Here is a 22,590-nt window from a genome sequence, read left to right as displayed (position 1 = left end):
AACCATTTTGCTCCGTGGAGGATTTGTCTGTCTCGCTTTTAACTTTACTCTGCGACGATAACAAATTTTTATCCTTAACTTCTTCAATTCATATACTACCAAAATAGACTAAATCTCCATCTCCCCAACAAATTTAACCGAAGACCATCCCTTACTCTTTCCAGCGCTAAACTTCACTCTTAAACTTAAATTCAGTTCACCTTCATTACAAATAAAGGTCGTTTGAATAGCAGATGGTGTTTGTTGATTGATCATTACATGACCTATGGCTTTGTTGTGTTCTAAAATGTGGCAATCGTTTTGCTTATACATTGTAATTACCTTAGTTGCATTACCTAGTATAGCTACTAAACCTTTTTGTAGCTTGTTTAATTCAGCATTCCCCACTGCTTGTCCAAATTCAACAGATATCTCTTCCAAGCATTGGCGATGGTTCTTTTTTCCAAGATCAAATTGCTTCTTCAATTTATCTAACAGTGGAACTAATGAGCCGACATCGAAATATAGCGGTCCTAAAATTTGTCCAGCTCCTGGATTTTTTACTGTTATCTTAGCACTTTTGTTTGCAATGGCTTTTAGTGATAAACCTTCTTCGATATATTTTCCGTTAGCTAATAATATTATTTTTAAATCTGTTGTATCAAGTCTATCCTTTATATAGCTTTCTGGAACTAGCTGAATACTTTGAAGTCGATATTCTCCATACTTATTCACTAAATATTCCTCTATTTTTTCTTTAGTGACTATTGACGATTCTACAATTTGTAGTAGTATATCATGATCAACAATTGAACTGTAAGAAGTCAAAATTTCTTGGTAAGCAGATTCCTCCACTTGCTGAAGCAATGGATTTGTTTTTAATAATCGGTAATAGACTATTGCTTCATTACATTTCCCAATCGCATTGCTACTATTACTCGTACTGGTTTTGACATGTTGCTCAATCTTTTTCTCAAATGCTTCGATACTTTGTAAATTTTCATTCTGCACCTTTGCATTTTCTGGGAAGTATTCAAAACTCGTTGCTATTTTAATAGAGGTAGATGGACTACTTTCAAATTTAAAACGTAATGTTAGCGCATGTTCACCAATACGTAATCCTACTGTATCATTTCCCTTTTTATATATATACAATGGTTTAGCAAAATCAATTTGGGTTTGCCATTGTTCTACCTTATAAATTTGTTCTTCATTGCACCTAGAAACAATATTAATACTGTCTGTCATCATTAGTATTTGAAAAGTTTCTTCTAGCAAACCCTTTTTTGCGTTGTAGGCTTCTTTCAGCAAATAAAATGCAATATCTCTTAATTGTGTCAAAAACACTCGACGAAGAGGATTGATCTCATCCGTAAATTTAGGGAAATAATCCTTCACCTTACTTCTTAATATTGTTATCGTATCATATTCGTTTTTTTGTTCTTTTTGCCTTACAATTTCTCGATAAAATGCTTTAAGTTCATTTTCTAAATCTACATTAAACATTTTCTGTAAAGCTTCACTGTTAAAATATTTAGATAAAAAACTTTTAGCACCTATATTTTTTGGCTGAATAGATGCTGCTCCTTTTATAGTAAAAAGATTAATTTTAATTACATCCTCATTTTGCAACATGAGAAGTAAATCTGGATGTTGATCAGGGTGATTTGTTTGATATTTATTCATAATAGATTTGATATTAGGATAAAGCTGTTTAATATAATTAGCTGTTGGGTAGTCTTTATGATTCAGTAAAGATTCGTAAACTTTTAGAACATGTACTTTTCCACGTTCACTCGACTTTGCCATCTACTATCACCTCTTATTTCCATTCTAACCTATTTTATATTTTGAAAACATCATACTGGCCTTTTATTGCACTGTTTGATATAATAAAACAAGCAATTAGGAGGGAATAATGATGAGCATCAAAGTAGAACAAAAAGGACGAGGGAAATTTAAACCCGCTCCCGACTATAGTATTGATGATGTGAAGCGTGTGTTACATGAAAAAATAATCGAAGAAAACAGCAAAATGTTACATGCAAACATTGACTCAGATTATTTGTCTTCTATTCAATATATACCAAATAAAATTAATATAATTAGCTTATTCTCTGGTTGCGGTGGATTGGACCTAGGCTTTGAACTAGCAGGTCTCGCAGCGGTTATCGGAGAAGAAGCGGCACTAAAGGCACTACATTCAAAGGAAACTTACGACACCTTACGTGGGCAAAGTATTTTTCATACAATTTATACAAATGATTTATTTAAAGAAGCGAATGAATCATATCGAGCAAATTTCCCCAAGCCCGTATTTCAGCACGGTATTGATATTCGTAGGGTGCGTAATTTTCCGAAGGCGGATCTTGTTATAGGTGGCTTCCCTTGCCCCGGTTTCAGTGAGGCGGGTCCACGCTTAGTAGATGATGAGCGCAACTTTTTATATATTCACTTTATTCGCTGCATTACACAGGCTAAACCGGATATATTTGTTGCTGAAAATGTAAAAGGGATGATGACACTTGGTAAGGGTGAGGTCATTAAGCAAATTACTGAGGATTTTGCGGCTAGTGGTTATGATGTACAATACAAACTATTGAATGCTCGTGATTATGGTGTGCCACAGCTCCGTGAGCGTGTATTTATTGTTGGTGTCAAAAAAGGACTTGGCTTTAAATATCATTACCCAAAGGCTACTCATGGTAAAGGATTACTACCATTTACGACGTTACAGCAGACAATCGGTGATTTAGAGGCAAATCCAGGACCTTATTTCACAGGCTCTTATTCTAGTATTTACATGTCACGTAATCGTAAAAAAGATTGGAATGAACAGAGTTTTACTATTCAGGCATCGGGTAGACAGGCTCCACTACATCCTAGCGGTTTGCCGATGGAGAAGGTCGGTAAGGATAAATGGATTTTCCCAGATGGTGAGGGGCAACATCGCCGTTTGTCTGTCCTTGAAATTGCCCGTATTCAAACATTTCCTGATTGGTATACATTTAGCGACGGTAGAAATATGAATGTTTCCGCTAATAATCGCCTCGATAAACAGTACAAACAAATCGGTAATGCCGTGCCTGTTTTACTTGCGAAGGCAGTTGCCACACCAATCGCTGAATGGGCGGTTGATTTTGTAGGAAAACGATTAATTGAACAATCACAACAATTGAATTTATTTTAAATATTGTGAACAAATAAATCATTTCCCATAAAATAAAAAAATCAACCCAAAGAATACTTATTAAAATATATGCAATTTTATAAGTTTATTGAAGCGATAGAAACAACATGAACGAATCCTAATGAAGCATTTAGTAGGAACAGAAGCCACCCCTATGTGAAAAAATTATAGGAACTTTACCAATCAAAATCCCAACAAATAGCGCTCCTCAAAATAAAAACAGAGGCGCTATTTGCCTCTTACCCATGATCCTAATACTTCTTATTATAAAGTATTTTCAAAAATTTCTGTCTCCTCGTCTATTCTTTTGTTATACTAGAGCAAAAAAGTAGGGATTATATGATATATGATGTGATAATCGTTGGGGCTGGCTCGATGGGTATGGCAACGGGCTATTATTTAGCAAAGGCAGGAAAAAATGTTCTGATGATTGATGCCTTTAATCCTCCACATGAAGAAGGTAGCCATCATGGAGAAACAAGAATTATTCGCTTTGCCTATGGTGAGGGGGCTGGTTATGTTCCTTTTGTCAAAAGAGCAGGTGAATTATGGAGGGAATTAGAATCGATATCAAATGAATCCCTATTTCTACAAACAGGGGTTGTGAATGTCGGAGAGCCAAGTCATTCTTTTATTAAAAATGTAACAGCTAGTGCCGAGCTTTACGACTTAGCATTAGAACAATATTCTGCCAATACAGCTATGAAAAAATGGCCAGGATTATTTGTCCCTGAAAACTTTGTTGCTTGCTTTGAGCCCACAGCTGGAGTTCTTCGTGTAGAGGTCTGTATTCGTGCCTATAAAAAATTAGCAATGGAGGCAGGAGCAACATTACATACGAATGAAAAAGTACAGTCTATTCAAGCTGGAAGCATTGTAAAGGTACAAACTGAAAATAATATTTACGAAGCGAAGCAGTTAATTGTCACTGCTGGTGCTTGGATCACGGAGCTATTACAAACAATGGACATTACCATACCTGTTACACCTACTAGAAAAACCTTTGCATGGTTTGAAGCGGATGAACAGCTCTATGGTGAAGATGTATTTCCAGCCTATTGTTTTGAATTGGCTGATTCCACATATTATGGATTTCCAAGTATTGATGGTGCAGGACTAAAACTTGGTCGTCATGATGGTGGCGAGGCAATCAACCCAAATAATCCGCTTCGTCCATTTAACGAACAGGATTCCATTGATTTAGTTAACTTTATTCAGCAATTTATGCCGCAGCATGGGGCATTAAAATATGGAAAAACATGCAAGTATTCAATGACACCAGATGAAGACTTCATAATCGACTTTTTACCTGAACATCCAAACATTATCGTAGCAGCAGGCTTTTCTGGGCATGGCTTTAAATTCAGCAGTGCAGTTGGTGAGGTACTCACTGAGTTAACACTAAATGGAGAAAGCAAGCAGGATTTATCACTTTTTAGACTAAATCGTTTTACTAAATAAAATTACTTATAAATTCATACGAAATGCATTAGAGAGTAGCGTAAACTACTCTCTACCATTTATCCATTTTTACCAAAAAGCTAAAGAGCGTTTCTTCATTGACTCTCGGTATTGCTCTGTTGAGATTGGTAATGCTTTATTTGTTTGGTAATCCATTATGACTCCAAATCTTCGGATAACATCCATTTGATTAATTTCTCCATTATTATACATCTGCTCCACTAGTGTAGGATCTGTCTCCAGCCATCTATTACGATTTCGGCGAATAAAATCCCTTTCTTTTAATGTGGCAGCTATATCTACTTCAAATGCATCGATATCACGATCGATTTCATGGATCACAACACCATAATCTAACTTAGCACGCTCAATTGAAACATATTCATCTATAACATCTTCTAAAACAGCATTAATATCTCGTGCTAACGGGTCCCCTAAACCCCCTCCACCTGCCGAAGGACGAGTAAAGGAGTCTCCTTTTTTCAGTTCGATATTGGAGAAAATCGTGCCTAAAAATGTTTCATCCCCTTTACCTGGGTTTAAAATAGCTCCCTGTGCGATAGAGGGTAAGCCACCCATAATTCCCCATGTAATAGAGCGTGAACGATCACAGCAATACGACATAACAGTTTGGTTAACATTTGTTAAAATGCCTCCCTTCTCGACACCACAACCACCACGATACTTACCTGGGCCTGCAGAATCTATTATAATTTCATGCTTTGTTGTAATAACTGGTGACAATCGCTCTTGCCCCTCACATGGCTGTACACTTAGCCCTACTCCAAACACTGGTGAGGTTGTATTGGCACCATCACGATCAATACGCCCCCCATGCCCGCCAGCCATCCAGTCATACCACATAAAATATTCACTACTATCCTGACGCTGATCATACCCACCTATTAATAAATACTCTAAATTAAATGAACATGCGATAGCGCGTTCAGGCATAATGTTTGACCATAATTCGAAACAAGCATTCATAATTTTCTCAAACGCTCCAGAACAATAGCCAGAAACTGCAACTGGGCTAGGAGCATTAACGACAGAGTTTTCAGGAAGATAAATTTTCACAACTCGATAGAATCCTGAATTTAGGGGAATATCCGGGAAGAACGTTTTAGTGCCCGCATAAGTACCAGAAAGGGCTGAGCCAAATCCCGCATTTAAAAAGCAGCTTATATAAGGATGAGAGTTACTTAAATCATACGCTATTTCACTTTCGGTAATGGTCATTTTTACATGGATTGGGATAAGGCCATCTCCTACTTGTGGGTCCATGTCGATATAGTCCACCGTTTCCCATTGACCTTTGGGTAAAGCTTTTATTTTCGCTTTCATTAATCGTTCAACATAATTTTGCACCTCTTCAAAGGCCACTAGTACTGTATCTATGCCATACTTTTCAATCATTTCCTTGAGCTGCTTCTCCCCAACTTTTGCTGCTTCCACCTGAGAACGCAAATCTCCTATCCGCTCCTCTGGTATCCGCATATTCATGACAATGATTTTCACAACATCTGATAAATATTGACCTTTACTATATATGCGTACAGGTGGAATCCGTAATCCTTCTCCGTAATGCTCCTTTGCAGTAATATCAAAGGAACCTGGATTAGAGCCACCCACATCTGCCCAGTGTCCATTCGTTTGCATAAGGGCAATTAATTTTCCATCATGAAATACTGGTAAAATGACACGAACATCGCTAAAATGTGTACCACCACGATAAGGATCATTCACTAGAAATACATCGCCAGGATGAATATCATCAGCGAAATCCTCTAAGACAGCTTTTGCGGTTAAATGTAATGTCCCGACATGTACTGAAATATCTTGGGTTCCCTGCATTACTGTATTTCCCTTTGCATCACATAATGCACAGCTGAAGTCTCGATTATATATAACAAACGAATAGCATGTACGTAACATTTGTTCAGCCATTTGATCCACTAAGTTCACAAAGCCGTTTTTCAACACTTCAAATGTTACTGGGTCTAAATTTTGGACCCTATGAGGTGTCTCTAAATTCGTTGTACTCATCACTCAATTCCTCCTTATCGAATATTAGTTCACCGTAATAATGATATTTCTATATGCATCAACTTCTGCCGTAAAACCAGGTGGAATAACAGTCGTTGTGTCGAGCTGATCGATGATGGCTGGACCAGTAAATTGTGTGTAAACTGGTATTTTATCGCGATAGTACACGTTTGTTTCAAAATAGTTGCCCTCAAAATAAACAGAGCGAGTTTCCTTGAATGCATTTTCTAAAGAGCCCTCAGGAACATATTGCGGGAAATCAGGCTTTGGTACTGTTCCAATCGCCGTGACACGTAGACCAAAAATTTCAACAGCTTGGTCCTTATCGGAAAATGCAAATTCCCGTTCATGTTCCTGATGAAATGCTTCTAGTATTGCATCTAGAGAAGTTAATTGATCAGAAACAAGTACGGCAAGAGATCGCCATTGCCCCTTATAACGAAGATCTATAAAATTCGTTAAGGACGAGTTATTCTCTGATATCCCTTCCTCCTCTAATAATGTTGTTGCTTCTATTCGTAATGCACCAAATTGTTTGGTTAGTTCTTCGGCAGTTATCTCATCAAGCTTTTTTACATACGTTTTAGAAATATCATGACGAACATCAACAAGTAGACAGCCCATTGCAGCAGCTACACCTGGATGTGTAGGAATAATAACTTTTGGAATGTTTAAATCCTTTGCCAAATAGGCACCATGTAATGGCCCTGCACCACCAAAAGCAACAAGTGCAAAATCTCGTGGATCATAGCCTCTACGAACAGATATTAGTCGTACTGCATCACTCATATTGGCATTTGCAACATCTATAATCGCGCTAGCCGCCTCCTCAATCGTTTGATTGAAAGCGTTTGCGATTTTTTTCACGGCTTCTCTTGCCGCTTCTTTGTTTAATTGCATCGTACCATCCAATAAATCTACCCCAAGACGTCCTAACACTAAATTTGCATCTGAGTTCGTTGGTTCTGTTCCACCTCGTCCATAGCAGGCTGGACCAGGAGCTGCTCCTGCACTTTGTGGTCCATTACGTAAAGATCCCCCTTCATCCTTCCATGCAAGGCTACCACCCCCTGCTCCTATTGTTAGTATTTCAATACTTGGGAAACCAATTGGATATCCATATTCTATTGACCAATCCTTTGTAATGCGAATATCACCCTTATACATAAGTGAAATATCAGTACTTGTACCACCCATATCTAAGCCAATTGCATTGTCAAATCCACACAGCTTTGCGATATGCTTACTTGCAATAGCACCAGCTGCTATCCCTGAGCTTGCTAGTCTAGCCGCATAACGTGGAACCGTACTTGAAGTCATGACGCCACCACCAGAATGTAACACTAAAATTTCTTCCTCATAGCCCTTTTTCTGCATTTCATTGCTTAACTTACTGATGTATTTACTCATAATTGGTCCGAGAACCGCATTGATAATCGTTGTGCTCATTCGCTCATGCTCGAAAATTTCAGGAAGTACCTCGCTTGAAATACAAACATAGACATCTGGTAGTTCCTCTTTTAAAATTTTTTTGACTTTCAGCTCATTCTCTCCATTGACGTAGGCATTGAGGAAGCAAACAGCAATAGACTGTGTACCTCTACGCTTTAATTTCTTGGCTAAAATCCGAACCTCCTCTTCATCAATAGCTTGAATAATGTTCCCTTCATAATCTATGCGTTCTCCTACTTCAAACCGATCTCTCCGCTGAATATAGGGCCTAGCAGTATCCTTGTACGTATCCCAAATATCTTCCTTTGTCCCACGGCGAATTTCAATAACATCCCTAAAACCCTTTGTCGTTATCAGGGCTGTTTTCGGAAGCTTTCGTTCAATTAAGGCATTCGTTCCAACGGTTGTACCATGAGAAAAAATTTTAATATTTTTCCCATCTAACCCTGCTTTTTCAACACCATGTAAAATTCCCTGCTCTGGATTTGAAGGTGTTGAAGATGTTTTTGTTACAAAAACGTCTCCCGTCTCTTCATTAAAAACAAATACATCCGTAAACGTTCCACCAACATCAATTGCTAAACGACTTTGTGCCATAGTTATACCTTCTTTCGTTTACTTGGTTTGATGAAATACACAAAAATTCTTCATAATAAATCCTCTTTGATGAAGATAATGCCTCAAGTGAATGCCGCTACATTTCCTCAAATGATAGCAATCACTATGAGAAAAATCCGAGATCATTACACTGAGGCATATAGAATGTGTTTTTGCTTGGCTGCCATGCTATTTAATTTCAAGTTGAGTTAGATTTTTATTCAACTTTTGTACCAATTGTAATTGTTTTGAAGGTTGTAAAAAATTCCTTCGCCGCCTGCCCCTGCTCACGGGCACCGGTGCTTGAGTTTTTCATTCCTCCAAATGGTGCTTGGGGCTCGGCTCCTCCTGTTTCATCGTTCACCTGTACAAGTCCCACTTCACTGCGATTAATAAAATCAAAAGCTTTTGGAATATTAGTAGTATAGATCGAAGCACTTAATCCAAAATCGGAATCATTTGATAAGCGAATCGCCTCTTCATAATCCTTAACCTTTATAACAGCTAGTACGGGGCCAAATATTTCTTCACGGGCAATCGCCATATCATGTGTTACATTTGTAAAAATGGTTGGATCGATGTAATACCCCTCCTTCATACCTTGAGTGGGACCACCACCAAATACAAGCTCAGCTCCATCTAGTTGTGCTTTTTCAATAGCGGCTAAAATAGAATCATATTGCCCCTTGGAGGATACAGGGCCCATTGTTACGCCAACCTCTATTTTTTTAGCCTCTTCTATTAACTGCTGTAGCACTTCTTCATAAATCGCTTCCTCAATATACACTCGACTAGTCGCTGTACATCGCTGTCCTGTTTGTTTCATAGCACCTTCTATCGTTAGTTTTGCAGCTTGTTTGATATTCGCATCCGCTAAAATGATGGCTGCATTTTTTCCTCCAAGCTCCAGTTGAATTTTTTTATTCGTTGATCCAGCAGTATCTAAAATACTTTGACCAACACTATTTGAACCAGTAAATGTAATCGCCTTTACTTCAGGAGCCTCCAATAAAACCTGCCCCACCTTTGAGCCACGTCCTTGAACTACATGTAACACGTTTTCTGGTAAACCTGCCTGTTGAAATAATTCCCCTATTAATTTTCCAGTTAAAGCTGTTTCAATTGATGGCTTCCAAACAACAGTATTGCCATATACTAATGCTGGAGCAATCTTCCACAGTGGAATGGCAACAGGAAAATTCCAAGGTGTGATCGCTGCAACTACACCGAGTGGCACACGCATTGTGTATAATAACTTTGATTCATTGGCAGAAGGTAACACTTCACCTATAGCCCGCATTCCCTCTTGAGCAAAATAACGCAAAATGGAAGCCCCTCGTTTTACTTCACCGAGCATTTCACTTGTTGTTTTGCCCATTTCACATGAAGCTATTTCAGCTATTCGCTCCATATTTTTTTCAAGCAAATCTGCTGTTAATCGTAAAACCTCTCCACGTGCTACAGATGATGTATTTTTCCAGCCTTTAAATGCATGATTAGCTGCAGTAACAGCTGCTTTTGTTTCGTCTAGTGTCAAAAGCTCCACTGTACCAATACATTGAGTAGGTCTCGCTGGATTAAATTGTTCTCGTACTTCTCTAACAACCGTTGTCATATTACTCCTCCTTCGCTAAATTATTGTATTTATATTTCAACGATAGTTTTACGTATATATTCAAACGTTTCGTCTAATATACGTAGCATTTCGGCCAACTCTACTTTTGATAGAATAAGAGGAGGTGCAAAAACAACTGTATCTTGATCATACGTAACTGTTCGGAGGATTAACCCTCGCTTCATTGTTTCCTGTACAAAAATCGGGCTAAGAGGAGACTCAAACAATTCACCTGTCTCACGGCTTTTAACTAATTCAATTGCCCCAAGCAATCCAAGTGTACGCACACGTCCGATAAAGCTATATTTTTCCTGCAGCGCTTGGAATCCTTTTAACATCGCTTCACCCATGACCGCTGCATTTTCAACGAGATTTTCACGCTCAACGATTTCAATATTTTTAAGGCCAACTTGACAAGCAAGTGCATGACCGCTGTATGTGTACCCATGCATTAATGTACCCTTGGAAAGCTCACAAAAGTCTTGATGAAGTTTTTCTGATATCACCACGCCTCCAAGTTGGGCATAGCCACTCGAAACGCCTTTTGCGAAGCTCATCATATCTGGCACTACACCATAATGCTCCATCCCAAAAAATTTACCAGTACGCCCAAAACCTGTAATGACTTCATCCGCAATCAATAAAATACCGTACTCATCACAAATTTTTCGCACTTCTCTAAAGTAGTCCTTTTGTGGAATATTTACTCCACCTGCTCCTTGTACAGGCTCAGAAATAAATGCAGCCACAGTCTCAGGGCCTAACGCTTCAATCGTTTCACGTAAATTACGTGCCGATTGGCTATAGACATAATGGAAATCTGGAGCATGTGAATTTGTAAAATCACGAAACGCTTGTAAACCAGTTGCATTTGTAGCGCCCATCGCTACACCGTGGTAGGAATGTGTACGAGAAATAATTTTTTGACGCTTTGGCTGTCCTTTTAGTAACCAGTAATGACGCGCTAGTTTAATGGCTGTATCATTCGCCTCTGAGCCACCTGAAGTAAAAAATACTGTGTTTAAATCTCCAGGGGCTAAAGAAGCAATTTTCGCTGCTAAACGAATCGCCGGTTCATTGCTAAATGTTGCAAAGCAGGAGCTAAATGCTAATGTGGACATTTGCTCCTTCGCGACATCAGCAATTTCTTGACGGCCATGCCCAATATTTACATTCCATAAAGAGGACATCCCATCAATATAGACATTCCCTTCGACATCTTTTAAATAAATGCCAGTTCCTTCTGTAAAAATAACAGCTGGTCCTTGTGTTTGTTGTTGCTCAATTGACGATGTTGGATGTAAAAAATGCTTTTGATCTAATGTTTTTAGCTCTTCCTGTAATTGAATTGCCATCAATGCCAACCTCTTTTCGTTTAAAATTTCATACACTTTTTTAATAGCAACTCTCGTGCCAACTGTTTATAAAATTTGCTTTCAGAAAAAATTTCAGCACAAAAAATAAAAAAAGACATTCTCTTATTCGAAAATGCCTCTTCTCATCTCATATTTAATGATGAACTTCAATGATGCAGTTCATCATTGTTTTTGCATTACGCCACTAAACACCGATGCGTTATCACCATCTACTATGCAAAAGCGAAAATTTGATGCAAAAATACATCACTATTCCTTATAAGAAATTTGCCTTGTTAATTGGAATTTTTGTATTTTGCGTACTAAAGTTGATTGATCACAACCAAGTGATTTGGCTGCCTGCCTAATACTTGGATATTGAGACAACGTCTGCTTAATAATTTGCTTTTCAAAAGCAGCTACTTGCTCCTTTAAGGTACCACTAAACATCATTGGAGCATCTGAATCCTGTATATTTGGTAGTTGCTCCATATTTTCGATATTACGAATATTCGTTGTATTACTATCTAATTCTTGTTGTACCGTATATACTGTTATTTCTGGTTGTGTAGCTAATAAGCAAATTCGTTCCACCATATTTTTAAGCTGACGTATATTTCCTGGCCAATCATAAGACGCTAATATTTTCATAGCGGCGGATTCTATTGTTCGATGAATACCGTATTTCTCTCCAATGACAGCTAAAAAATGATGAACTAAAGGAATAATATCCTGGCGTCGTTGTCTTAACGGTGGAATTTCAATAGGGATGATATTTAACCGATAATATAAATCCTCACGGAAACTACCTTGTCTCACCATTTCCGCCAAATTGCGATTTGTTGCTGCAATGATGCGGACATCAATGGAAATAGGCTTCCCACTACCAATACGCTGAACCTCTGACTCTTGGAGCACACGCAATAATTTTGCCTGTAGTAACAAAGGCATCTCTCCAATTTCATCTAAAAATACTGTACCACCTGACGCAATTTCAAATAACCCAGCTTTACCACCTCTAGATGCTCCAGTAAATGCTCCTCCCTCATAGCCAAAAAGCTCAGTTTCTAATAGATTTTCAGGTATTGCACTACAGTTAATCGTTAATATTTGCTTATGGCTACGTCTACTATTTGCATGAATTAGCTTTGTAATTTCTTCTTTACCAACCCCCGATTCACCACCAATTAATACAGTAGAATCTACCTCTGCAATTCTCATCACACGATTTATAACATCCATCATTGCAGGTGACACAGCGATTAAACTACTTGTTGTCTCCTCTTTATTATGTAATGCTTGTAGCTTATTTTTAAAACTTTCGTTTTGAACCTCTAATTTTTTCACTTCTGTCTCTAATAGTTTTAACTGGGTCATATCACGTGTAATAGCAACTACGTATTGCAACTCACCCTTTTCATCAAATATCGGCTTGCCAGTCACTAAAAAGCACTTTCCATTAATGAACGTTTGCAGTATGGTTACTTTTTCTTTCGATTCAATGACTTTCATTGATATAGAATCACTCATTAATCCTTCAGCTATTGCATCTTTTGCATATCTTCCCATTAAATCAATACCGACAATTTCGATATCAATATCATTTTGAAATAATATTTTACCATTGCTATCACAAATGGTAATGCCCTCTGATATGGAATTTAATACTTTGTTTGATAGCGGGTTCATAAAATCGATATGGCTAAACTGTGTTAATGGTCTAATAGTAAATAAACTACCTTGAGAAGTCTCTAATACATGAATAAAATAACCTTCTATTTCAAATGTTTCTGTACCTTTGCTATACTTTTTTATTATTTTTTCAAGAAGCTCTATTTGGATATCACTTTTTACAATCACTTCATCATTTTTGACAAGAATAAAATGTTCATCTTTATGAATTTCTGTTATCGACATATAGACCACTTCCTCTCAGACCAGAAAAATATAAACGCTTCATACAAAAAATTCGCTCTCTTTCCACGGGTAATTTGCATGCCTAAAGGTGCTTAAGACCTTCGCTTTATTGCTTGGCTTGCTATCTCGCAAAATTGTCGCGAATTTTTTGTAAGCTTATATCAATTATGCCTCGGCATAATTGCGTCCGGAATCGACTTTGTGATTAGGTCTGCTGAGGGCCGACACGATGTCGGTCATTTCGGTAATGCCACAGGACGTGGCGTTTTTACCGATGCAGGTCAGTTAGCTGTTTCGCATGGATGCGATGATTTTAGGCTAACATCCTTTACTAACTCCTTTCCGATTCCGTGACATCCGCCAGAGGCTTTGGGCCAACAGATGTTTTTTGCGCGAAAGCGTAGTGCTAACGTAGCAACAGCAGCACGATGTTGGTCACTCAGGCGTTTTCACAGGATGGGAAGATTTTAGCCTGAGTTCCTCTATTTCAGCGGGTGTTTGGACACCCTCTGAAAAGTAGCTTAAATTCACATTCATTTCACCACCTATAGAGGCGGGAGACTTCTGTACCTGCCGCTACGCTTTCGGTACTAAAGATATTTGCTGAAAGAAGTTAAATCACTACGATTAGGAACATCACCATACTATTCTACTCTGAGGCTAGCTTTTCCTCTATTTGCTCTGTTGGTCTTGTCGACAACTTTCGCATAATCATAAACAGCACAACTGAGACAATTAAAACTAATGTGCTTAAATAAAACTGAGAGCGTAAAGATTCAATGAGCGCTTGACAGAAATAAACAACAGTTAAAATACCAATAGTGACATACGATAGGTATGGGAATAACCACATTTTAATCGATAATGGCTCATTTGAAACCTTGTCATAATAACGTCGGAAACGAATTTGAGAAATAGCAATAAAAATATAAACCGCAATCATCAATCCACCAACACAGTTACCTAAAAAATAGAAGATAACTTCAGGTGAAATAAAATATAGCATCGCACAAATATAAGCCACCACTGTGCTACCGATAATGGCAGGTACAGGTACTCCCCGCCGATTTTTAATTTGAGAAAAGATTTTCGGTGCATCACCCTGACGTGACATTTCAAGTAACATACGTGAGCTTGTATAAAGTGCCGAATTTAAAACTGAGATTAATGAAATAAAAATGACAATTTGAATAATTTGAGCAGCAATAGGGAGCCCTGCCATCGTTAAAATATTTGCGTATGGCGCTGCCAACATTTTTGTATCATTCCAAGGTAAGATTAACACCATAATAGCTACTGAGCCTACAAAAAATAGCCCTAATCGAAACACAACATTGCGAATGGCACGAACAATATTTTTCGCTGGATTTTCAGATTCTGCTGCCGCAATAGCCGCTACCTCTGCACCACAAATTGAGAAAATAACAAATACAATGGCAGTGAAAATTGGGACAATACCATTTGGTGCAAATCCACCGAATTCTGTTAAGATTCCTAGCCCCTTTGCTTCATAGTTTGGCCAAATGCCTAAAATCATAGCTAGCCCAACTACTAAAAATACAATAATGGCAGAAACTTTGACGAAGGAAAGCCAATATTCGAATTCCCCAAATGATTTTACAGAATAAATATTGATGATGGTCATTAACAATGTGATGCCAATACTCCCAACCCATATTGGTATAAACGGGAACCAGTTATGCAGCATTCCTCCAATAAGTGCCGCCTCTAACCCCACAATAAATACCCAGCTTGCCCAATATAGCCAGCCAACAGTAAAGCCTGCCCATGGACCAATATACTTTCCTGCATATGAAGCAAATGAACCTAACTCTGCCGAACCATTAGCTTTTTCCCCTAGAACAATTTCTCCTGCCGCCATTTCACCAACCATTTGCATAATTAAAACGATGAGTAAGCATGCAATTGCATATGAAACGACTGCTGCTGGACCAGTGCTTAATATATTTTTTCCTGTACCAACGAATAGCCCTGTACCAATTACCCCTCCAATGGAAATCATTGTAATATGCCGTGTTTTCAGTGATTTTTGCAAAGCTCCCATTAAAGCACCCCTTTAGTATTTTATGTAGACATTTACTAGCCCCTTTCCTCTAATTCAATGTCTACCGTTTAATGAGCAAATTGGATGCCAACTCTATTCAATTATTAAAAATTTCAAATAATTATCTATCCATACCTCCAATTGTTGTCATTTAAAATGATTGGTTCATGAATAGACTCATATGCGATTTCGAATTTTTGATGCAAATGTACATCATTGACACTTCATTTACATCATCTATCCATATGACCGATTAAATGAGCTCAAAATGTTCATTTCCTCTCTGTACTTCGCTACTGTCCGTCTAGAAATTTGAATCCCTTCTCCACTTAATATTTTAGTAATTAGCTGATCCGTTAAAGGCTTTTGTTTATCCTCACCTTCGATCAACTGTTTAAGTCGCTTTTTTATATACATAATAGAATCCATTTTTCCTGAACTATTCATCACGCCCTTAGTAAATAACGTTTGTAAAGCATATACGCCATGAGAGGTTTTAATATATTTTCCACGAATAGCACGACTAATCGTTGATACATGTAAACCTAAAATGTCTGCTACATCCTTCAAACGCATGGGCTGTATAGCTTCAAACCCTTGTTGGAAAAAATCCTTTTGCAATTTCACTAGCAATCTAGCTAGTTCATAAAGTGTTTTATCACGTTGCTCAATTCCTTGTAGTAATAACAGAGCATCTTTCATTGTGTCTCGGAAATATGTTTTACAATTTGGATCATTCTTTAATATTTCTACATAATGTTTATCAATTGTAACGGTTGGGATATATCCACGATTTAATTTAATCAACCATTCCTCATCCATTTTCTCCACTTCAATTTCAGGAATGACATATGGAATCGCTTCCAATTTATCTCCTGTTATTACTGGTTGTAAATTTTTTATATAGTCCAAAGTTTTTTTTACTTCTTGTATTGGCGTTTTGTACTTTTTACTTAATTGTTTAATGGCCTGTGCAGCTACTAACTCTAAATCATCTTTGATAAATTGGTAGGTTAATTTAGGTGCAAGCTCATCTCTATCTACTTGAATTAGTAAGTATTCTTTCGTATTACGTGCCCCTACTCCTACTGGCTCAAATGTTTGGAGTAAATCCAATAGTGCCTCTACATGAAAATTACTTGTTTTAAATCTATCGGCGACCAATTTAATATCAACATCTAAAAATAAACGATCATCTAAAGATTGAATTAAAAACATTAAGATTTTTAAATCCATAGAAGAAAGATTTTTATGAATAGGCACCTGTTCCAATAAAAACCGTTCATAGCTTTCTTTTGCAGCTAGCCCCATCTCGAAATTAAACAAATTACTTTTTGGCTCATAATATTGCGAGGAAAAATTCTTAACGGAACAGCTTGCTAATTGGAAAATTTCCTCGTATTGACTTTTTACTGCAGCATCAGTAACAACTAACAGAGGATTTTCATTAGCTTTGTCATAGATGAACTGTTCTAGCTCATTTGTGGAGTATTGCAAAATTTCTAAATGCTGTACAAGCTGCGCTGATAAAACTTGCATTACCTTTTGGGAAGTTTTGATAGCCATTTGCATGCCCTTACCTCCATAACAGAATTTTCTACATAGTAACACGTTTATTCTGCATTTTACCATTTTTTGATTAAAAATATTACTTCCACCTCATCACTTACCCCTCCGCAACAAAGATTTTAATAATTCAAAAAAATACATTGACTCCATTCATAAGAAGTCATAAAATACACATATAAAATAATAGTTACCACATTGCGGTAAAACAGGAGGAATGATGAAATGCTTCATTTACCAACGGTGCAATTTACAGAAGAACAGGAACAATTTCGCTTAGAGGTTCGAGCTTTTCTGCAGGATGAATTAGCAAAAGGGACCTTCACACAAAAATGTGATTCTTGGTTAAGTGGAGATGATCCTAAATTCTCCAAATTAATTGGTCAAAAGGGCTGGATTGGCTTAACCTGGCCTAAAAAATATGGTGGTCAAGAACGAAGTACTATAGATCGATATATTTTAACCGAGGAATTTTTAGCCATCGGCGCTCCTGTTGCAGCGCATTGGTTTGCCGACCGCCAAACAGGTCCACTTCTTTTACGTTATGGGTCAGAAGAACAGCGTGAATTTTTCTTACCTGAAATCGTGAAAGGAGAATGCTATTTTGGCATAGGCTTAAGTGAACCTAATAGTGGCTCTGACCTAGCTTCTGTCAGTACACGTGCCGAAAAAATAGAAGGTGGCTGGATTGTAAATGGGCAAAAAATATGGACGAGTAACGCTCATCTTTGCCATTATATGGTCACTTTAGTACGTACAAGTCCTTTTGATGGGAAGAATAAGCATGCAGGGCTAAGTCAGCTTATTATCGATTTACAGGCACAGGGTGTAACCATTGTTCCCATTAAATATTTAACTGGCGAGCATCATTACAATGAGGTGTTCTTTGATAACGTTTTTGTACCGGACAATATGATTGTTGGAGAAATCGGTAATGGCTGGGCACAAGGATTAGCAGAGCTTGCCTTTGAGCGTAGTGGTCCAGAGAGAATATTGAGCACATTTCCATTAATAGATGAGCTTATTCAAGAGCTAAAGCGCCAAAACAATTCACAAGGATTAATGCAAGCATCCAAAATTGTTGCTCGTCTTTGGAGTCTACGAAATCTATCAATTGGTGTGGCTCAGCTTTTAGAATCTGGCAATAGTGAAGATGTATCTATTCCAGCAGCACTTGTGAAAGCACTTGGAACGAAATTCGAGCAAAGTATTCCTGAAATCACACGTCTAATCATACAGACTTATCCTTCACTTGATGCCGATCGTAAAATTGATCGCTTTATGGCTCAGTCTATTTTACATGCGCCAGGCTTTACAATTAGAGGTGGCACTTCAGAAGTATTGTATGGTGTTGTAGCGAAAGGAGTTGTAGCACAATGAGTGAGATGAAAGACATGATTACAGAAGTTGTTGAGCGCATGTTAAAGGAAAATGTCGATAAAGATTTAGTCGATACTGTAGAACAAGGTGATTGGGCACCGGCATTATGGGAATTATTTGAGGAAAATGGTATGACGATTGTAGCCGTTACCGAAGAAAATGGAGGTGCGGGGGGCGATATTGAAGATTTACTGAATATTGTTCGATTAACTGGAAAATACGCTGCTCCTATTCCATTTTTTGAAACAACCTTTGCGAACTATTTACTGGAGTATTCGAAGTTACAGGTACTAGAAGGTTTAGCGACATATAGGTTATCTATGAACCAAGTCTTTACGTTAGAGAGCGGGACACTAACGGGTGAGGCTCATCATATTCCATGGGCACGTCATGTGAAGCACCTAGTAACACTTGCTCATAGTACAGAGGGTACGCATCTTGTAGCAATAGATTTAAGTCAGGCTGAAATTAAACAAGGCACAAATTTAGCAGGCGAGCCGCGTGATACAGTGACATTCCAACATGCACTAATTTCACAAATGTCTGCTGTGTTATCTCCTAATGAAATACACACTTTAACAACACTCTGTACCGCCTTTCAATTAGCCCTGATGACTGGTGCTATTGATAAAATAAATGACTTAACCGTTCAATATACGAAGGAACGTGAGCAATTCGGTCGACCGATTCACCGCTTCCAGCTTGTTCAGCAGCATATTGTTCACTTAGCAGGTGAAACAGCTATTGCTTTAGCGGCATTTAATAATGTAACCGAAGCCCTTCTGACAAATAATGAAAAAAATGAGGTGGCATACGCCCGCATTCGTTTTGAAGAAATCATTCAAACAGTTACAACCATCTCACACCAAGTACACGCAGCCATTGGTACAACCCACGAACATAGTTTGCATCAATTTACACGTAGACTTTGGGCATGGCGAGACGAAGGAGTAGATTCCTTTTATTGGACTAATATTGTAGCATTACAGCTAATGGAAAATAGCGAGGATAGTCTTTGGACATATTTGACTAGTAGCTCTCCACTACTCAAAGTAGAAGGATGAATTTTGCAGTAAATACATTCAAACCAATAACCTAAAGGGAGTGTTTTTCAATGACTGATTTACTTTTTGAAGTGCGAGATCATATTGCAACCATTACGTTAAATAGACCTGAGACGTACAATGCTTTTAGTGAAGAAATGATTACTGAGTGGATAAAAGCGCTGGAAATTGTTCGTGATTCAAACGATATTCGAGCTGTCATTGTAAAAGGTAATGGAAAGTCTTTTTGTGCGGGCGGCGATATTAAAGCAATGCAAGCAGGTAAGGGCTTTTTCCAAAGCGAAGAAGATATCTCTTCTACAGGTTTAGCACGAAAAAATTCACTTTGGAAAAAAATTCAGCGCATTCCCCTTCTCCTTGAAGAAATTGATAAGCCCGTTATTGCACAGGTGCATGGTTTTGCAATGGGAGCTGGGCTTGATATGGCCTTAATGTGTGATATTCGGATTGCCGCTAAATCTACAAAGATTTCAGAGAGCTATATAAACGTTGCGATTGTGCCTGGTGATGGTGGAGCTTATTATTTACCAAAATTAATTGGTATTGATCAAGCATTGGATATGTTCTGGACAGCTCGTGTACTAACTGCAGATGAAGCAAAAGACAAAGGTGTTGTAACATTTGTTGTGGATGACCATGAGCTAGACGAATACACAATGAATTATGCACGAGACTTAGCAAGTCGACCTACTACAACACTACAATTCATTAAGCGTGCTGTTTATCAAAGTCAACGCATGGATTTACGTACTGCCCTTGATTATATTTCATCGCAAATGGCGATTGTCACAGAATTGGATGACTTTAAAGAGGGTGTAAGCGCGGTTGTAGAAAAACGTAAGCCTGTTTATAAATGATGTGTGTAGGAGGAGAAATCATGCAACCTCTTGAAAATATTCGAGTGCTAGACTTATCACGTGTTTATGCTGCCCCTGCTGGCTCCATGATGCTGGCAGATTTAGGAGCGGAAGTAATTCGCATTGAACACCCAAATGGCTCCGATAGTATGCGAGATTGGGGACCATTTGTGCAAGAGCAAAGTACGTACTATTTATGTGCCAATCGAAATAAAAAATCAATTCTACTAGACTTAAAAACAACAGAAGGTAGAGAAAGATTTAAAGATCTTGTCAAAGATGCAGATATCGTACTTGAAAATTTTAAAACTGGGGATATGGCACGTATGGGACTAAGCTATGAAGAGCTGAAAAAAGTAAACCCACGCCTTATTTATTGTGCAGTCACAGGTTTCGGGCAAACTGGCCCTCTTGCACACGAACCTGGCTTTGACCCGGTTATTCAAGCAATGAGTGGCTTAATGCATGTCACTGGCTCACCTGAGGGTGAAGCAACAAAGGTGGGTGTACCTATTGCAGATATTTTAACGTCTAATTATGTTGTCATAAGTATTTTAGCTGCCTTACGACTACGAGATCTAACTGATCAAGGGCAATTTATAGACTTAGCTTTATTAGATGTCCAAATGAGTAGCTTAGCAAATGTAGCAAGTGCTTATTTAAATACAGGCTTTTCCTCACAACGTCTAGGGAATCGCCATAATAATGTTGCTCCGTATCAAGTATTTCAATGTGCAGATGGTCCCTTAATGATCTGTGTCGGGACAGATGGACAGTTTCAAAAGTTTTGCACGATGCTGAAACATGAGGAATGGGCAAAGGATCCGCGCTTTTTATCAAATACCCTGCGTAAGCAACATGAGGCTGAGCTTGTACAGATGATAGCTACTATTACAATTACTAAAACTCGGGATGAATGGATTACATTATTACAGCAATTTAAAATTCCCGGTGGTCGTGTGAATACGATTGCTGAGGCACTAGCACAACCCCAGTTGATCGCTCGTGATATGATTGGTGAACTTGAGCACGAACAATATGGGACAATCAAATTTATTAAAAGCCCATTAAAATTTTCCAATTTAAATATTCAATATAAATTAGCACCGCCGTTACTTGGAGAACATACAATTGAATTCCAAAAAACCTCTCTCCTCTAATCAATTTACGCTATAATAGAAGTAATTTTTATCTTATTAAGATAAAAGTCTGATATCCTGTAAATATGATTTTTAGTAGGTGTTGAGATGAATCAAGAGATTTTCGAAAAAAACTATACAATGTCATCGCTGCACAAAGCTATTAAAGTATTAAAAGCTTTTACAAAAGATGAACCTAGCCTTTCTCTTACCGAGTTAAGTAAAAAAACAGGGATAAGCATCTCTAGTTTACAGCGCTTCGTTTCTACCTTTGTATATGAAGGCTTTCTGCATAAAGATGAACGTACAAAGCGCTATCAATTAGGGCATTCACTTCTGTACCTAGGAAATTTAGTTAAAGAAGAATCGAGTCTAATTATTGTTGCAGAGCCCATTTTAAAGAAGTTAAATGAAGAATTTGGTGAGAGTGTTTCCATGAATATAATTGATGGATTGGAAAGGCGCTGTATATTAAACTACGATTCAACCTACCCGCTTTCAACAAAGATGTTCGTTGGGGACACTTCTCCTCTTTATGCGGGAGCTTCTTCTAAAGCATTGCTCGCTTTTATGGCAAATGCAGAGGAATATGTTGAGCGTATAGAGCTTGAATTAATCTCAGACAAAACCATTCTTTCCAAAGAGCAGCTATGGGAGGAATTACTGCAAATTCGTAAACAACGATTTGCAAAAAGCAATAGTGAACGTGTACGAGGTGCATGCTCGCTATCGGCTCCAATTTTAGATGCTTCTCAGCAAGTTATTGCCTCCGTGTCATTGGTCATACCTGAAGTACGATACAATGACTATGATGAAAATCAACTAATTGGCACTATTCAAAGCGTTGGCTTAGAAATTGAAAAACAATTATTTTAAAATAATCCCGAATGAGCTCATACCTCATTCG

General features: G+C 38.0%; 15 protein-coding genes. 7 read left to right on the top strand and 8 right to left on the bottom strand.

From position 1 onward, the window contains the following. Positions 1 to 108: 108 nt before the first annotated feature. Entirely contained in the window at positions 109 to 1,788 is a 1,680-nt protein-coding gene (locus tag AC1RNS_RS01095) for a hypothetical protein (RefSeq protein WP_492990155.1), read from the bottom strand. A gap of 112 nt (positions 1,789 to 1,900) precedes the next feature. Between AC1RNS_RS01095 and AC1RNS_RS01090 the strand changes: the two genes are divergently transcribed. Both AC1RNS_RS01090 and solA read left to right on the top strand, forming a co-directional pair. Further along, positions 1,901 to 3,169, top strand: a complete 1,269-nt coding sequence (locus AC1RNS_RS01090) for a DNA cytosine methyltransferase (RefSeq protein ID WP_492990153.1) — start codon at positions 1,901 to 1,903, stop codon at positions 3,167 to 3,169. A 339-nt stretch (positions 3,170 to 3,508) separates the two neighbouring features. Beyond that, positions 3,509 to 4,630, top strand: coding sequence for an N-methyl-L-tryptophan oxidase (gene solA / locus AC1RNS_RS01085; protein WP_492990152.1), 1,122 nt, complete (start codon positions 3,509 to 3,511; stop codon positions 4,628 to 4,630). A gap of 69 nt (positions 4,631 to 4,699) precedes the next feature. Here solA and AC1RNS_RS01080 read toward each other — a convergent pair whose 3' ends face one another. From AC1RNS_RS01080 to rpoN, 7 genes are all read right to left on the bottom strand, one after another. Continuing rightward, on the bottom strand, positions 4,700 to 6,676 hold the full coding sequence (locus AC1RNS_RS01080; RefSeq protein ID WP_492990151.1) for a hydantoinase B/oxoprolinase family protein: 1,977 nt from the start codon (positions 6,674 to 6,676) through the stop codon (positions 4,700 to 4,702). A 24-nt stretch (positions 6,677 to 6,700) separates the two neighbouring features. Beyond that, the gene (locus AC1RNS_RS01075) at positions 6,701 to 8,725 is read right to left on the bottom strand and encodes a hydantoinase/oxoprolinase family protein (protein ID WP_492990150.1); all 2,025 of its coding nucleotides are present in this window, start codon (positions 8,723 to 8,725) and stop codon (positions 6,701 to 6,703) included. 217 nt (positions 8,726 to 8,942) lie between these two features. Further along, entirely contained in the window at positions 8,943 to 10,340 is a 1,398-nt protein-coding gene (locus AC1RNS_RS01070; protein ID WP_492990149.1) for an aldehyde dehydrogenase family protein, read from the bottom strand. Positions 10,341 to 10,369: 29 nt separating this feature from the next. Further along, positions 10,370 to 11,695, bottom strand: coding sequence for an aminotransferase family protein (locus AC1RNS_RS01065; RefSeq protein ID WP_492990148.1), 1,326 nt, complete (start codon positions 11,693 to 11,695; stop codon positions 10,370 to 10,372). Between the two features lie 270 nt (positions 11,696 to 11,965). Further along, on the bottom strand, positions 11,966 to 13,612 hold the full coding sequence (locus tag AC1RNS_RS01060) for a sigma-54 interaction domain-containing protein (protein ID WP_492990147.1): 1,647 nt from the start codon (positions 13,610 to 13,612) through the stop codon (positions 11,966 to 11,968). A 649-nt stretch (positions 13,613 to 14,261) separates the two neighbouring features. After that, positions 14,262 to 15,677 (bottom strand): amino acid permease, encoded by a 1,416-nt coding sequence (locus AC1RNS_RS01055; RefSeq protein WP_492990146.1) that lies wholly within the window; start codon positions 15,675 to 15,677, stop codon positions 14,262 to 14,264. A 237-nt stretch (positions 15,678 to 15,914) separates the two neighbouring features. Beyond that, positions 15,915 to 17,249 (bottom strand): RNA polymerase factor sigma-54, encoded by a 1,335-nt coding sequence (rpoN, locus tag AC1RNS_RS01050; RefSeq protein ID WP_492990145.1) that lies wholly within the window; start codon positions 17,247 to 17,249, stop codon positions 15,915 to 15,917. A gap of 219 nt (positions 17,250 to 17,468) precedes the next feature. On the opposite strand from rpoN, the gene AC1RNS_RS01045 reads away from it, so the two are divergent. The 5 genes from AC1RNS_RS01045 (at position 17,469) to AC1RNS_RS01025 (ending at position 22,559) form a co-directional block, all read left to right on the top strand. Then, on the top strand, positions 17,469 to 18,623 hold the full coding sequence (locus tag AC1RNS_RS01045) for an acyl-CoA dehydrogenase family protein (protein ID WP_492990144.1): 1,155 nt from the start codon (positions 17,469 to 17,471) through the stop codon (positions 18,621 to 18,623). Further along, positions 18,620 to 19,687: an acyl-CoA dehydrogenase family protein gene (locus AC1RNS_RS01040; RefSeq protein ID WP_492990143.1), complete on the top strand. Its 1,068-nt coding sequence runs from the start codon at positions 18,620 to 18,622 to the stop codon at positions 19,685 to 19,687. The genes AC1RNS_RS01045 and AC1RNS_RS01040 overlap by 4 nt, the downstream gene beginning before the upstream one ends. Before the next feature lie 50 nt (positions 19,688 to 19,737). Beyond that, positions 19,738 to 20,544: an enoyl-CoA hydratase/isomerase family protein gene (locus tag AC1RNS_RS01035; RefSeq protein ID WP_492990142.1), complete on the top strand. Its 807-nt coding sequence runs from the start codon at positions 19,738 to 19,740 to the stop codon at positions 20,542 to 20,544. A gap of 20 nt (positions 20,545 to 20,564) precedes the next feature. Continuing rightward, the gene (locus AC1RNS_RS01030) at positions 20,565 to 21,704 is read left to right on the top strand and encodes a CaiB/BaiF CoA transferase family protein (protein WP_492990141.1); all 1,140 of its coding nucleotides are present in this window, start codon (positions 20,565 to 20,567) and stop codon (positions 21,702 to 21,704) included. An 87-nt stretch (positions 21,705 to 21,791) separates the two neighbouring features. Then, positions 21,792 to 22,559, top strand: coding sequence for an IclR family transcriptional regulator (locus AC1RNS_RS01025; RefSeq protein ID WP_492990140.1), 768 nt, complete (start codon positions 21,792 to 21,794; stop codon positions 22,557 to 22,559). The last annotated feature ends 31 nt before the right edge of the window (positions 22,560 to 22,590 follow it).

This window comes from Lysinibacillus sp. GW821-FHT14F06, from assembly GCF_058803665.1.
The sequence above is the reverse complement of the archived record's forward strand: the minus strand, read 5'-3'. Positions and strand labels throughout refer to the sequence as shown.

Coding starts and splice junctions, on each gene's coding strand:
- AC1RNS_RS01065 (WP_492990148.1), bottom strand. CDS start 11,695: ATGGCAATTCAATTACAGGAAGAGCTAAAAACATTAGATCAAAAGCAT.
- AC1RNS_RS01035 (WP_492990142.1), top strand. CDS start 19,738: ATGACTGATTTACTTTTTGAAGTGCGAGATCATATTGCAACCATTACG.
- AC1RNS_RS01080 (WP_492990151.1), bottom strand. CDS start 6,676: ATGAGTACAACGAATTTAGAGACACCTCATAGGGTCCAAAATTTAGAC.
- AC1RNS_RS01090 (WP_492990153.1), top strand. CDS start 1,901: ATGAGCATCAAAGTAGAACAAAAAGGACGAGGGAAATTTAAACCCGCT.
- rpoN (WP_492990145.1), bottom strand. CDS start 17,249: ATGCAAATGGCTATCAAAACTTCCCAAAAGGTAATGCAAGTTTTATCA.
- AC1RNS_RS01075 (WP_492990150.1), bottom strand. CDS start 8,725: ATGGCACAAAGTCGTTTAGCAATTGATGTTGGTGGAACGTTTACGGAT.
- AC1RNS_RS01040 (WP_492990143.1), top strand. CDS start 18,620: ATGAGTGAGATGAAAGACATGATTACAGAAGTTGTTGAGCGCATGTTA.
- solA (WP_492990152.1), top strand. CDS start 3,509: ATGATATATGATGTGATAATCGTTGGGGCTGGCTCGATGGGTATGGCA.
- AC1RNS_RS01060 (WP_492990147.1), bottom strand. CDS start 13,612: ATGTCGATAACAGAAATTCATAAAGATGAACATTTTATTCTTGTCAAA.
- AC1RNS_RS01095 (WP_492990155.1), bottom strand. CDS start 1,788: ATGGCAAAGTCGAGTGAACGTGGAAAAGTACATGTTCTAAAAGTTTAC.
- AC1RNS_RS01055 (WP_492990146.1), bottom strand. CDS start 15,677: ATGGGAGCTTTGCAAAAATCACTGAAAACACGGCATATTACAATGATT.
- AC1RNS_RS01070 (WP_492990149.1), bottom strand. CDS start 10,340: ATGACAACGGTTGTTAGAGAAGTACGAGAACAATTTAATCCAGCGAGA.
- AC1RNS_RS01030 (WP_492990141.1), top strand. CDS start 20,565: ATGCAACCTCTTGAAAATATTCGAGTGCTAGACTTATCACGTGTTTAT.
- AC1RNS_RS01025 (WP_492990140.1), top strand. CDS start 21,792: ATGAATCAAGAGATTTTCGAAAAAAACTATACAATGTCATCGCTGCAC.
- AC1RNS_RS01045 (WP_492990144.1), top strand. CDS start 17,469: ATGCTTCATTTACCAACGGTGCAATTTACAGAAGAACAGGAACAATTT.